Below are 13,974 nucleotides of genomic sequence, written 5' to 3'. Positions count from 1 at the left end.
CCTGAGGTTTTTTTGGAGGTTCTTGTATGTTGTTTCCTGAAATTACACCGGCGCAGAAGCGTAAGAATTTTCGCGATGCTTTGAAGACTGGTAAGCTTTTGCAGATGCCGGGGTCTTGGTCTCCGTTGGCTTCAATGGCTATTGAGAAGGCTGGGTTTGATGGGGTTTATATTTCTGGGTCTGTTTTGTCTAATGACCTTGGATACCCTGACATCGGTTTGACTTCACTGACTGAGGTTGCTCTTCGTGGTCGTCAAATTGCTCGTACGACTTCTTTGCCGACGATCATCGATATCGATACTGGTTTTGGTGAGCCGATGAGTGCGACTCGCACTGTTCAAGAGATGATCGAGATGGGTCTTGCTGGTTGTCACATTGAAGACCAAGTCAATCCTAAGCGTTGTGGCCACCTTGATGGTAAATCTCTGGTTACTCGTGACGAAGCGGCTCGTAAAGTAGCGGCGGCGGCTCGTGGTAAAAAACTTGATGAGAACTTTTTGTTGATCGCGCGCACTGATGCTCGTGCTTCTGAAGGTTTGGATGCGGCGATTGATCGTGCTAAGGCTTATATCGATGCGGGTGCTGACTGTATCTTTACTGAAGCTTTGGAGAATGAGGCGGAGTTTGAAAAATTCCGTAAAGCTGTTTCTGTTCCGCTTTTGGCGAACATGACTGAATTCGGTAAAGGTCGCTTATTCACTTACACTGAACTTTCTAATCTTGGTTACAATATCGTGATCTATCCTGTGACGACGTTCCGTCTGGCGATGGGTGCGACGGTTGCGGGCCTGGCTGAAATTAAAGCTAAGGGTACTCAGGAGGGCTTGCTTGAAAAAATGCAGACTCGTAAGGACCTTTATGCGTTGACTCGTTATGATGAGTACAACTCTTTTGACCAGAATATTTTCAACTTTACGTTGAAATAGTTTTTCCGTTTAGGTTGAATGAAAAAGGCAGGTTTTACTATGACCTGCCGAGTAACCGATCCTCCTCGACCATCCGATAGAACCAGATCATAGGTCCGGGTGATAGTCGAGGTGCCCGCGTTTAGACATGCCGGCAATTTTATCGTCCAAATATTAGCACTAGAAATAGTTCCCGGAGCTCCCGAGGACGGAAGAGTGAACGAATAAGAATCATTGGTTGAGTCAGGGTCCACATAACTCAAAGTATTAGTATAAGTTTTCTGCCATGTATTCCCTGACTTGGAGTTTTGTGCAAGGTTGATACAGATCGTGAAAGCTGAGGTTAAGGAGTTAGCTGTACTTCCCGTACAACCATATGTTCCTGCAGACAAGCCAATAGCTGTCGGTGCGCGGTTCGTATTGGTGACAGTCAAAGACATCGCGACGTCTGTATCCAGAGTAAACGTGTCAGAGGCAATCTCGGAAGCAGTCTCATTATCCGAAGTTCCAGGGACACGGCTAATGGTATAGGTAATTACGTATTCTCTGATTGCAGTCGGATAAGTCGCATCTGCATCCGTGTAGTTAGGAGTCACCGTAAATAAGAAATCCTGAGGACCATGTCCTTCAAGGGATGAAGGAGACGTCACCATCGCCACTCGGCAACTTCCTATGCCTGACTTAGGATAACATCGAGGTGCAGACACATTGTAAGTGTATTGATTCACATCGGCTGTCGTCAGAGGTGTCGCTCTTAAGACAAACGTGCCCACAGAGCCTTCTGCTACGGTAATCATATCGGTCGGCACATCATTCTGCAGAGTACTTAACAACATCGGAGCCGGAGCAGCAGCAACTGTTAACTTAAATTTGTGAGTCGCAGAGTTGCCACCAGCATCAGTTCCGCGAAGCATGATAAAGTACGTACCCGCATTTCCGTAAACAGGAGTCCACGATCCAGCCAACACGGTTGAAGCTAAATTAAATTTAATATTTTGGCTTGCACACAAATCTACAAAGGGGGATGCAATACCGGTCGTATTGACATAGCATTCCCAAGTGATTCTTTCCCTTTCATCCTCAATCGTAATATCAGGATCCGTGAACATTTGATCAATCATGAGATTGACAATTTGATTTTCTGTTCCCACGACCTCTGTGACAGTCTCAGGGATGATTTCCTGTATCGGTCTATTAGTATCCGCAACGTCATATCTGATCACGTCAGAACGTGAAGACAAGTTGTTTGAATCGGTGGCCACTACCTGGAACTGACACTCCTCTAGGGAGGTAAAGTCAGGATAACCTGACATAATAACTTCCCCGGTGACTCCATCTAATGAAAGAGTCGCGGTTTGGCTCCAATCACATTTTCCGTTTGCTGACACCAGAGCATATGTCATTGCTGTTGGATTCGGATTTGGATCCACAGCTTTACCCATGATGACGCTAAAGTTCGATCCCTCGGTCAACGCCGCTCCGTCACCGCCAGAAACCCATTTAGGTGGATCGTCTGTATTGATAACTGTGAACGAACCATTGATCGTCGCAAGCTCAATCGAACCGTCTAAGTTAGGATCCGCATTCGTATTATATCGAAGGGAATACTTAAATGAAGCGGTCCCATCGACTACAATGGTCTGCAGATAACTTGGCATAAACTCCCAATTAAATACCGGTGCCAGAGGGTTGGTTTCATCCGTAGTATAAAGATTCAGGACCCCGGCTCCACCAGGGCTGCCTGTTTTTATAGAGCCGACGCTTGAAACAACCAGCAACAGTGGATCACCTTCCGGATTGACAACCGGGATGGCAGTTGAAGTAGTTACACCCTCTGAGAAAGTTCCCGTTGGTGCGGCTACAAACGAAGGAATTTGCACAGCATTGACGGTAACTTTTCCTTTAGCAACATGATTTGCAGAGGTAGCTGTCGTCACTAACACTTCGTAATCATAGGTTTGACCAGCTAAGGCGTTCTTAGGCGACCAGCGAAGAATCCCCCCGCTGCTGACAATAAGCCCTGCGGGACCGCTGACCAAGGCATAAGTCACACCTAGGTTCGGTGTAGCACTTGGATTATCTGGGTCTTTACAATACGCCGTTAAGTCAGCCGCATTCAGGCGGTTTGCCTTCATGGTCAAGTTAATTGGCTCTAAACATTCTGGTGCGCGGTTTGCCCTTGCGACTTCAAAATGAATACTGATGTGCGAACTGAAATCGGAACTCTCCGTAAAGGTCGGCTGAAAATCTGAAGCGGTCTGATCTTCGTTTGTAAAGGTATAAATCATTGGAGAACCGGAAACAGTGACTGTGGAACCATTCGCACGGGTCATCAACCATGACGCTGGCTGAATCCGTGTCTTAGAATCACGGGGATCCACCGCAATAACGTTGGCCGAAATAGTTTCCAATTGTTTGGATGACTTCACTCCCGCCCCGGTCGTAGTCAAGTTAGGACTGCTCCACGCGTAGTAAATTGAATCTGGGTTCCAATGGAATTGAAGATTCAGAGATGGATTATCGGTATTAAGTGCTTGAGTGATATTACCAACAAGCTCTGGATGCGCCATCATCAAATTCAAAACTTCGCTCGTTGATTTTTTGCGACAGTCTTGGCAAATCAACTCGACGCTATTCACTATTGAATCAAAACGGTTTTGAGATATCAACAGGTTGGGATTCGAGTAACCCCATTTTAACATCCAGTAAAGTGCCGTCGTCACATTCGTCACAGATACGTGAGGGCCCAGCAAAGGCGCTTCGAAAATGAAATCTCCCGACGGATGATTCTCGCGATAGACTTTAACAATCAAATCCATGTGTTGTGGTTTGGCTGCGTCAACTCTGATGCCGTAGTCACCTTTGGTCAGCGTCACTGGAATCACCAGATTGCCATTTTCTGCAGCTAGTTCGGTTACGAAAGTTCCCAGGCCATAGACATCATTCGAAGCGAGATAGAAAACCCGCGTGTTGGCAGCTCCCGAGACATAGTACTCGGATGCAGACAATGCATTCTGCGAACCCATGCTGCTGAGTTCACTTTTTGAGCATCCCAAAATGAGACACATTGATACAAATGCTAAGAAATACGCGCGCATATCAATCTTCTCGGTACCAATCACGAGCTTCTTTAAAGAAAACCTGAAATCCAGCTGACCTCATGAGGTAACTTTCACTTACTGGCCTACCCAATGCGCTTAGAGGAATTTATAGTTTCAACATGATATGGTTTCGAATTTTTCTTTTGGTTTCGCTGACGAGTTTATCTGCTTTGGGCCAGACGCCAGCGCCTGCTTCTAGCCAAGGTGAGACTAAGAAATTCTCAAATGAAGACATTGATCAGCGCCTGGGAAAAGGCTGGAAAGGGATTTTGTATGTCTGCAATCCCTACTGTGAATTCGTCTCTGTCCGCGAGGACAAATCTTGGAACCCGCCCCTCGAAAAAAAAGATGCCGACTATGAACATTTGAAAGTCGTCGCTCAAACCGATCCTCTCTATCCCCTTTTGATTTCCCGAAACCCGGTTCTGCCATTCATCAATCAAAAAGCCTTGGCGTCAAAAAAAGATAGTGCACCCTATGAAGTAAAGCCGCCTTCTTACGCTGTTTATAATTTCAATTGGGGTTATGCTCTTTCGGGTGGGTCCACCTTTACTCAAAGCTCCTGGACCGGAAATACTCAACTGCAAAAAGACCTGTCGTCCGAAGGCATCCAATACATGCCTTTCGTCCAGGCTCAGCTGATGAAAGGAAAGCCCACGCGATTGCGTTCCTATTGGATTCAGCACGAGTTGTTTCTTTCTTATGCCACGTCACCTGGATATAAATCTCAAGACGTTAGCTTATCAGTTTCAAGCTCTCAACAGTCCTTGGGTTATCAAGCATGGCTAACTTTTCCCACCTACAAGATCGGCCCGCGTCTGATTTATGATAATGAAACGTGGGAAACCTCTTCCAATTCCCTGCAACATTTTTCCTTTGATCGTCAGTCTTACCTGTTGGGAATTTCAGCAAAATGGGATCACTGGATCATTAATTTGGATACAGCTATCATGTCCAAGATCTCTGAAAAACAACAGTTTCGACAAGATCCGTTCACTTTGAATTGGTACCGTCTTAAAGTTCAAAAGTGCACACAAGACATCAGTCTGTACGATATCACCTTTGGTTTTTGTGGTGGTGGTTTATTCCTTTTGGATCAGCAGCAAGCAGCTCTTGCATCCAATATTCTTTTATCAGGAGAGAGCTCTTTAAATCGTACTGATATTGGGGCCTTCTTTTCTATTCGTTTTGGTGAGGATCTTTACTAATGGTTTCTCAAGCAGCTCTCTCATTAATTCTGATGCTCGACTACTCTGGTTCCATGGAACAGCCCTTGGACAAAACCCCCAAGATTCAAATCGTGCAAAAGCAAGTGCATGCCTTGCTGTCTTCAGTTCCACCTCAAGCAAGTTCTGAAGCCATCGTGTTTGGTACGAAGCCAGAAAAAGAATGTAAAGATGTTCGCATGATGAACGGTAAAAATGCGACATTGCAAAAACAAATCCTCGACATGAAACCCGGAGCTTTCGGTAAAACGCCACTGACCCATGGATTTAGAGCCTTAGTCAGTCGCCTGCAAAAATATCCCGGCACTCGCGCCGTAGTAATTACGGACGGTGCTGATACTTGTGGTGAAAATCCATGTGAGTTTTTAAAACAGGTCGACTCAAAAATTAAAACTGAAAAACCCTACGAAATATTTATGGTGGGCTTGGACCTTAAAGAGGACAAAAGCCAGATGCAGTGCTTTAAAGACCTTGAGCTTAAAAACTTCAAGATCACTTTTGCAGATATTGACTCTAAAGAGGACCTTTTAAATCAGTTGAAGGCTTCTCAGTCCCTGAACAAAGACATCGAAACAGAAATCAAAGATTCCATGCGCACCGGAAATACGGGAATTAAAATCTTTAAAATGAAGGGGCAAAATAAAGCCGGCGGCTCTCGTTCCAGTAACAATAAAGATTTAAAACCCCCAGCACCTCCTGCCCACTTAGAAATAACGGGAGCACCCGAAGATGCTCGCTTTTCAATTTCAGGTGAAAAGCACAGTCAAACTTGGGAAGGCCCTTTCACGATTTCAGTCCCGCCTGGCGAATACAAAATCCGTTTTGAAGACGCCAACAATGGAACGGAAATAACTTTCAAATTGGCCCAAGGAACTTTAACGAAAATCCCTTGGGCACAGCTTATGAAAAACGCGGTGGGCGCCGTCGACATGAACGAAATGGCACTCACACTAAAATGGACCCCTGAAAATTCGACCAAAGAAATTCATGGAGATATTAAGCCCATTGAAACCCTGGCCCGACTAGATAATAAGACAGTTGCTCCGCCAAATATTCCATTTGGAAAATGGAATATTGAGGTTATTTCTCCGCCGTGGTTAGCAAAACGTATGAAGCCCCGATCGGTAGTGATCGCCAATGGAACCAGAAATAAAATCAATATCACAGAGCTTTTTGGCGATGAACTTAAATGGGTGGATGCGCCGCAAACCGCGGGTCCCCAAGTGATGGTGATTCAAAACAAAGACCTGCAAGAAGAAAGACATTTCCTTCCGGCAGGTCAATTTAGGCATATTCCAATGTTGAAAGATTCTGAAGCCAATTGGCTAAGTCCCGAACCACCTACTAAGAACTAATGTGTGGTCGGGCTCTGAGGATTGTGTTTTACGATAAAGTACGACAAGTCATCAATCAGGCCTGACTGCCCACGCCACTCGTTTGTATCTTTCTTAGCCATATTCAAGATCGCATCTGCAGCAACGGACCCATCCGTAACTTTTTGCAGCACTTTCAAGATACGACGTTCCTCGAAAGCTTTGTTTTCACTATTCACAATGTCTTTAAGCCCATCGGAATAAAATAAGAAGACACTGCCCTCGTCGAAGGAAATCGAAGTCTCTGTGAATGTTGCATCCAAAGACTCTCCCAAACGAGGTCCATTGACCGACTCAAAAACATTAATATCGGTGCGCTTCATTCCGTCTCGAGGCGTACAGAAGTATGTTGGTTCGTGGCTGGCATTACAATAAGTCATCCTGTTATCGCGCTTATTAAATGCCGCGATCAAACACGTCATATTCAAAGCTCCGCGAGACGTTTCAAACACCGCGCGATTCATGGCTTCCATCAGTTTGCTTGGACTCTGTAAATCATCTTTGAAACTTGCGACAACCGCACATGCGGCCGAGGTGATCAATGCCGACTGCAATCCATGTCCCGTCACATCACAAATGACAACGACGAATTGGTCCTCGGTTTCAACATAAGTCCACCAATCCCCACCACATTGGCTGGCGGGCTCATAAAAACCTGCAAACTGATAACGACTGTTGGAGTAAATATCTAATGGGAAAAACTTTCGCTGCAGATCTGAAGCCAAATTCATTTCCGCATCGATACGGGCTTTTTCTTCATGGACGCTCATCAATTGCTTGATATGAGTCACCATATCATTGAAAAGTCCCGCCAACTGACCCACTTCATCTTTCGAGCCCGTTTCAAGATGCACATCCATTTGACCTGCACCAAAGTTTTGCATGGCATTTCTTAAACGGACAACCGAGCGAATCAAAGCACCCGATGCAAAGAGGGCTGCCATGATCGTGATAATCATTAATGCGCCGGCAAATATGATCCCTCTATATACAAAGAAATAGGCAGCCCGTTCAGGTGCTGAACGCGCCGTTAAGGAAACAATCAACAATGACTCATTGGGAATTCGATAGAAATTAAGCAGATAAGTTTCCTTATCCCTCTTGTCTTTGATTTCGATACGACCTTTTTCAAAGTTATTATCAAAGATCTCATTAACGCCGTCACCGACAATCGATTTCAGCTCGCGACCAATTGGAAATCCGGGAGGTCCAGCGATCACATAACCATCATACCCGACCAGAATATTCTCACTGATACCGCGTTCCGCGAAATAAACTTCCAAACGACTGCGATCGAAGGCGAAAAGCTCGTAGTTATTTTTGACCTTGTGGCAATAAGTATAGACCATGCGGCCTTCGATCTCGATCCAAGTGATACTTCGAAGTCCCGAACACATAGCTGCCGCGTATGTTTTTATAATACGAGTCGCTTGGCTTTTTTCAACTCGACCTGCCACATCCAAGACATTGTTAAAGGAAGAATCCACATGCGCGACAAACAATGCCTCTTGAGGATCATTTTTCATGCGCGTGATGTTCAGATCGATTTGGCTGGCAATATAACGGGATTGAAGCTGATTCCACTCGTAAACAAAGGCTTTTTTATCATCGACAAAGGTGACGACAGAAAGACTAAGAAATACCAACAAGCAGATTGTTGGTAACAAAACCATCCCCAATAAAAGTTTAATTCTAAAGCTCATCGAAATTATTTTCTCAACAAATTATGGGTTAGGCAATATCATCTGACCTGTGACCAATAAACGCTCAGAACTTATCCTTAAATTGTATGGTGTCTTTTCAGGATGTCTGATCCTTTATATTGCCTATTATCTTGCGACTCATACAAGTCCAATTAAACAAAAAGCCGACGGGAACGAAAATAAAAAATATCCCGTTATCGGCAGAATCGTTTTCTTGGAGGGAGACGTTCGCGTGCGATTAGCCGGAGAGCTGTTGTGGCTTCCTGGCAAGATAAATGACCTCATTCATGATAATGACAACGTTTTTACTGGTAGCAACGGTAAGGTTCACGTCTATTTAATGCAGGCGACGAACCTGTACATCACCAAAGATTCTTTAGTTCGTATCACTCGCAGAAACAATCTAAACACCATTCATCTGGAAGAGGGTGAAGTTCAGATGACTTCTGCTGCAGATGAAGCTGCGGCTTTGCAAGTGAATGACCGTGCCCGACTTTTAAAACTAACTGGCGTGGAGGAAAAGGTCAGTTACCAAGGCGAACGAAATAGACAGCGACTTAAAAAAGTAGAGCTAGCCCAAGCTCCAGCTGAATCGTTCTCTGAAGCTCAAAGCGATATTCCGCAGGACCAAAGCCCTTTGGATCCCCTCCCACCGGAAGAAATTTTGGAACGAAACTCAGCGGAAGCTGCCGCTACGGTCGAGCAAAAGAAAGTTTCCCTGGACGACGAAACGACCCAAAGTTTCGTGATTTGGCTAGCCATCGGATACGGAGTGTTTTCGCTCTTAGCAGTTAAAGAGTTTGTAGCCATGCGCAAGACCGAAGACTCGTAAACAAAAGTCCATACTTCGACAGGATAAACATGTCCCTGTGGAGTCAGAGTTTGTGGAAGTCATTCACATTTCCCTTCAATCTCACCTTTGGTCCACTCTCCAAATTCTAGTAAAATCCGATAAATCCTGAAGAGAAGATCGTATTTTTTCGGGGGAACACAATGAAATTGAATTGGATGCTTATCATTGCAACTTTGTTTTTGGGCGCTTGCTCATCAAAACTAGTTGTACAAAGTGAGCCTTCGAAAGCAGACGTGTTCATTTCCGTAACAGGAAAATCTGATCGCATCAAAGTTGGAGAAACTCCTCTAGAATTGACGGAAGTGCAAATCGCCGAAACTTTGAAACTAAGTCCCGAGTCATCGAATTGGGTTGAGTTCACGTTTGAAAAGAAAGACCACGAAAAGAAAATGATCATGCTGCCTTCCAACCGTTGGGGTGAGCTGACTCGTATCGTGAAAGTTCAAATCAAACCCACAGACGAAGCATCCACGACCGCGACTAAAATTTTAAAATATTTCTTTAATGCGAAAAAGTTCGTGGAAACTCGTCAGTTTGAAGCGGCTCACCAAGAAGTTGATAAAGTTCTTGCGATTGACAGCCAAAACTCTCAAGCGATGACTATGAAAGCCGGTATCTATTACCTACAAAGCAATATTGATGAAGCTCGCAAGCTTTATAAAAAGGCTTTGGAAATCGATCCAGGTTCAAGCGACGCGATTAAGATGCTTGAAAAGATCCAACGTGACCAAGGAGGGACAATCGAATGAGATTGATTTTATCCTTGATCGTTCTTTTTCACTCCTGCTTCGCCTTCGCTCAAGCGAACTTAGCGTCTGACGTTGTGACAAAAAGAAATACTATTGAAAACGAAGTCCGTCGCAATCTTGAGGACTTGATCTCCACTCGTTTGGAGAGAAAGACTTTCAACGTAGCTGTACGTGCGCAATTGTCCCCGATCCAACCTCCAAAAAAAGAAAAAGAACCAGAAGCTGACAAGCTTCCTGAAGGTATGGACATTGGCTCTATTGACGTACGTAACGTAGTTGAGTCTTACGAGAAAAAAATCGAAGAAATGAAACTTAAAAAAGAGCAAGCTAAAGAAGAAAAGCAATTCCAGATTTCTTCGTTAGAAGTGTTCGTGGGCTTGGATACGAAAGCCTACCCTGAATCATACGCTAAAGAACTTAATAAATGGTTGCAAGACCGTTTAACTAAGGACTACGGCCGTGTTGCTAAGGCAACTGTGGGTAAAATCAGTCAAAAAATTGAAAAACCAAAAGATCCCGTTCCGGTAAAGCCAGAACCTCCACCAGAAACGCTTGCGCAACAATTGCGTAAGTGGGCTCCGGTTATTGCTGCTGCTTTATTGGCGCTGGCCCTATTTATCATGGGTCTTTTGTTAAGATCAGGTATGACGTCGATTGCTTCGGCTCAGAAACCATTGACGATTGAACAAAAAGGCGAACTGGCTCTTGAAAGCACTGGCAATGATGCCCTCGGTGGCGAAGCTCAAGAACAACTTCCAGCTCCCGTTTCCCGCCTGGCTAGCGAAGAGCTTGACATGATGATCAAAAAGATCGCTTTCGTGTGCATGGAAATTGGTGCAAGAACGAATGAATTGATCAAGGTATGGATCGACGCCAACGAAGAAGGCTTTGCGAAAACTGCGCTCTTAGTCGATTGCTTGATCACAGCTCGCGAAAAAATCATGAAGGAAACTGGCGCAATGGCTGCTTTGCGCATCCCGATTGAACAAGACATGATTTCTAATTACGAAGAACACTTGGCTGAAGCTTACCGTAACGTCGGTATGATGGACGACCCGGAAAAACTTCAAATGCTTAAAGGCATCTATTGGGATTTGATCAGCGTTCGCACATTGGGTATCCAATCATTGCGCCGCCCGTTCGACTTCCTAAATCAAGCTGCTCCGTCGGATGTTAAAGAACTTTTAGATCACCAACCGGACGACACTCGTGCGTTGGCGATGATGTATCTTCCAAAAGAAACTCAGTCTGATCTATTAACTAGCATGGATGAGTTCAATAAATTGAACACAATCCGTTCGATGTTATTGAATGCAGAAGTCGATGTTAAAAAACTTTGGGATCATGACACAAGCGTGAAAGTGGTTGTTGAAGCTCAGCAGTCCAAAGAGCAAACACGTCTGGTCAACCTGTTCCCAAGAACTTTGGAAGCAATTCAAACTCTTACGCCTGTCGACGAAATTACGACGTTGCGCAAAGTTTCTCCGTCCCTTCCTATGGATGGCCGCAACTTGAAGCACAACTATCTGACGTTGGCTTTCGTAGACGAATGGAAACCAGATTATATCCGCCGCTTGACGCAAATCGCGACAGCAGAGGAAGTATTGAACTTGATCAGAGTTATTCCTCAAGCTCAATACGCGATCTTGGAACAATGTCCACCAATGATGAAAACGATCTTGGCAGACGATTTGAAATTAAGCACGAAAGTGGATTTAAATGTCCAAAACCAAAAAGTGAAAGCTTTGAAGGCAAAATGGGCACGACTTATCCAATCAGAGAACATCACGATCGCACGTATTTACGTTGATCGCGATATGGGTGGAGCTGCAAATGTTGCTTAGGAATTTGTTGCTTTCTTTCTGGTTGACGTTCGCGGTGGTTCCATCAGCTTATGCAGGATTTCGCGTAGCAGGTGGTGTAGGTTTGGGATCAACGACGACAAGCAATGAGATCTCGGAGGATGAAGGTCCTTTGACGATGCTTATTTCAGTGGACTATGTGTACCACTCGAAGTTGATCTTGGGGTTTGAGCATTTACGTTCATTAGCCATGAGCCCCCCTGCTTCTTCGAACTCATTTTCTGGTTTGTATTTTCAATGGTATTGGAATGCAGTTCCAACTCCATATATTAAAGCAGATAACTTGAAAACAGATGAGATCGTGTTCCGCGATATTGGATATTTCTGGGGTACTGGAGTGGGTATCGCGCAATCCGCGAACCTTCCAGATGCTCAAGGTAAAACATCGAATGCGGCCGGTTTTTACCTCTCCCCGCGTGTAGGTGCTGATCTTCAGCTTACGAATCGCATGGGTGTACGAGGCGAGTTTATCATGGCAACGACGGTGATCGGCACAGGTTCGGTCTCTTCGATGTCCCTGTTAGGCTCTATTTATTTTAGTTTTAATTAGTTAAGGAGTACGGCAATGAATTTATCAGCACTATTAGGTCTTTTGATGGCCTTTTCAGTTATGATCGGAGCGATGGTAACATCGACTGATAAAGCTAAGATCTTCCTCGATACGCACGCTTTCGTGATCGTTATCGGCGGTACGATCGCGGCAAGTTTACTAAGCTTCTCCGCTAAAAAACTCCTTTCTTTGATGAAAGTGTTTTTTAAAAGAACTCTTGGTAAAAACGATGACATCAACGTGGCAATCGTTGAGATGGTTGACCTTGCTAAAGGTTACCGTGAAAACGAAAACTATCTTCGTGATAAACACGCTGGCATCAAAACTCCTTTCTTGAAGGAAGCCATCGGGATGTTGAACGAAGGTGCCATTGATTCCGATCAAATGGATAAAATTTTAAACAAACGCGCGCACAACATGGCTCACCGTCACGAGGAAGATGCCGAGATCTTTAAAGCTCTTGCCAAGTTTCCTCCTGCCTTCGGTCTTTTGGGTGCGGTTATCGGTATCATCTCTTTGATGGCTAACATGGGTGGCGCGGATGCGGCTCAGAAAATGGGTCCTTCATTTGCCATCGCCCTTGTTGCAACGATGTACGGTATCGCGGTTGCGAACTTTATCTTTTTGCCTCTGGGTGAAAACTTAGCCAAAGCAAATCGTATGGATCAGATCATCCGTCAAATGGTGATTGATGGATTCAAACTGATTCGCGATAAAAAGCATCCTATCGTTGTTGAAGAAAGCATTAAGAGTTACCTGCTTCCTAGCGAACGTGGTGAATCTGCGAATAAGAAAGCGGCTTAATTATGGGTTTGCGCAAGAACAATCTTAAAGCGGTGCCGAAGCCGGAGGAGCAAAAGCCTCTTCACGAGCGTTATCCGGAGCTCAATGATGATCATGACTCCCAACCGCCTACTATCATCAAAAAGGAAGAGGGCGAAGGTCCTTGGATTGTCAGCTATGCTGACTTGATGACGTTGCTGATGGGTTTCTTTGCGATGATGTACTCAATGTCTAAACCTGACGTTGCGAAACTCGAACAAGCGAAAAAAGCCAACACGGAAAGATTCGGTGGCCATTACGAAGAGCCATATAAAGCTTTAGAAAATGCCTTGAAGAAAACCGTGAAAGCAAACGGCATCGAAAAACAGGTGCAAATCGAATCTGGTTATGACGGTGTCATCATGACGTTCACAGGTACAACATTCTTTGAAAGTGGCGACTTCCATGTCAAAGATGAAGCTGTGAATATCGTCAGCAAATTGGCAGCCACGATAAAAACGCAAGCCAAGGGATACAACATCCGTATCGAAGGACACACTGACAGTGCTCCGATCTCCCACCCGATCATTGCATCGAACTGGGAGCTTTCAGGTATCCGCGCCGCTCGCATTGCACAACTTTTTGAAACCCAAGGATTTGGCAAAAAACAACTGACCGTGACTGGTTGGGGTGAAACCAAACCGGTCGTTCCCAACGAAAACACCGATGGAACACCGAACCTAGAAAACAGGTCAAAAAACCGACGTGTGGTAATTAAAGTCTTTAAAGAACAAGGTGAACAATAAAAAAGACCCGGTGATGAACCGGGTCTTTCATTTTTGGTTTTGCTGCGCCCACTCTTGCCTACTTCCCTTAAGAACGTAAAAATC

At 44.8% G+C, this 13,974-nt stretch carries 11 protein-coding genes; 9 read left to right on the top strand and 2 right to left on the bottom strand.

Annotated elements, in window-relative coordinates; translation table 11 throughout:
- Positions 1–26: 26 nt before the first annotated feature.
- On the top strand, positions 27–926 hold the full coding sequence (gene prpB / locus B9G69_RS11105; protein ID WP_088614992.1) for a methylisocitrate lyase: 900 nt from the start codon (positions 27–29) through the stop codon (positions 924–926).
- On the opposite strand, the gene B9G69_RS11100 is transcribed toward prpB, so the two are convergent.
- Complete coding sequence (locus B9G69_RS11100; protein ID WP_265437739.1) at positions 872–3,931, bottom strand: hypothetical protein; 3,060 nt, start codon at positions 3,929–3,931, stop codon at positions 872–874. The genes prpB and B9G69_RS11100 overlap by 55 nt on opposite strands.
- A gap of 194 nt (positions 3,932–4,125) precedes the next feature.
- Here B9G69_RS11100 and B9G69_RS11095 point away from each other — a divergent pair, with 194 nt between their 5' ends.
- Both B9G69_RS11095 and B9G69_RS11090 read left to right on the top strand, forming a co-directional pair.
- Positions 4,126–5,214 (top strand): hypothetical protein, encoded by a 1,089-nt coding sequence (locus B9G69_RS11095; protein ID WP_088615007.1) that lies wholly within the window; start codon positions 4,126–4,128, stop codon positions 5,212–5,214.
- Entirely contained in the window at positions 5,214–6,587 is a 1,374-nt protein-coding gene (locus tag B9G69_RS11090; protein WP_088615008.1) for a vWA domain-containing protein, read from the top strand. The genes B9G69_RS11095 and B9G69_RS11090 overlap by 1 nt, the downstream gene beginning before the upstream one ends.
- Here B9G69_RS11090 and B9G69_RS11085 read toward each other — a convergent pair.
- Positions 6,584–8,308, bottom strand: coding sequence for a PP2C family protein-serine/threonine phosphatase (locus tag B9G69_RS11085; RefSeq protein ID WP_088615009.1), 1,725 nt, complete (start codon positions 8,306–8,308; stop codon positions 6,584–6,586). The genes B9G69_RS11090 and B9G69_RS11085 overlap by 4 nt on opposite strands.
- 49 nt (positions 8,309–8,357) lie before the next feature.
- Between B9G69_RS11085 and B9G69_RS11080 the strand changes: the two genes are divergently transcribed.
- The 6 genes from B9G69_RS11080 to B9G69_RS11055 all read left to right on the top strand — a co-directional run bounded on the left by B9G69_RS11080 (position 8,358) and on the right by B9G69_RS11055 (position 13,890).
- Complete coding sequence (locus B9G69_RS11080) at positions 8,358–9,140, top strand: hypothetical protein (protein WP_088615010.1); 783 nt, start codon at positions 8,358–8,360, stop codon at positions 9,138–9,140.
- Between the two features lie 161 nt (positions 9,141–9,301).
- Positions 9,302–9,910, top strand: coding sequence for a tetratricopeptide repeat protein (locus B9G69_RS11075; RefSeq protein ID WP_088615011.1), 609 nt, complete (start codon positions 9,302–9,304; stop codon positions 9,908–9,910).
- Entirely contained in the window at positions 9,907–11,754 is a 1,848-nt protein-coding gene (locus B9G69_RS11070; protein ID WP_088615012.1) for a hypothetical protein, read from the top strand. The genes B9G69_RS11075 and B9G69_RS11070 overlap by 4 nt, the downstream gene beginning before the upstream one ends.
- Positions 11,744–12,322 (top strand): hypothetical protein, encoded by a 579-nt coding sequence (locus B9G69_RS11065; protein ID WP_088615013.1) that lies wholly within the window; start codon positions 11,744–11,746, stop codon positions 12,320–12,322. The genes B9G69_RS11070 and B9G69_RS11065 overlap by 11 nt, the downstream gene beginning before the upstream one ends.
- Positions 12,323–12,337: 15 nt before the next feature.
- On the top strand, positions 12,338–13,126 hold the full coding sequence (locus tag B9G69_RS11060) for a motility protein A (protein ID WP_088615014.1): 789 nt from the start codon (positions 12,338–12,340) through the stop codon (positions 13,124–13,126).
- 2 nt (positions 13,127–13,128) lie between these two features.
- Complete coding sequence (locus B9G69_RS11055; RefSeq protein ID WP_265437738.1) at positions 13,129–13,890, top strand: OmpA/MotB family protein; 762 nt, start codon at positions 13,129–13,131, stop codon at positions 13,888–13,890.
- Positions 13,891–13,974 lie beyond the last annotated feature (84 nt).

Origin of the sequence: Bdellovibrio sp. SKB1291214, assembly GCF_002209355.2 — a bacterium.
In the GTDB taxonomy this organism is placed as follows: domain Bacteria; phylum Bdellovibrionota; class Bdellovibrionia; order Bdellovibrionales; family Bdellovibrionaceae; genus Bdellovibrio.
Note: the sequence above shows the minus strand (reverse complement) of the source record. Positions and strands in the feature narration are given on the sequence as shown.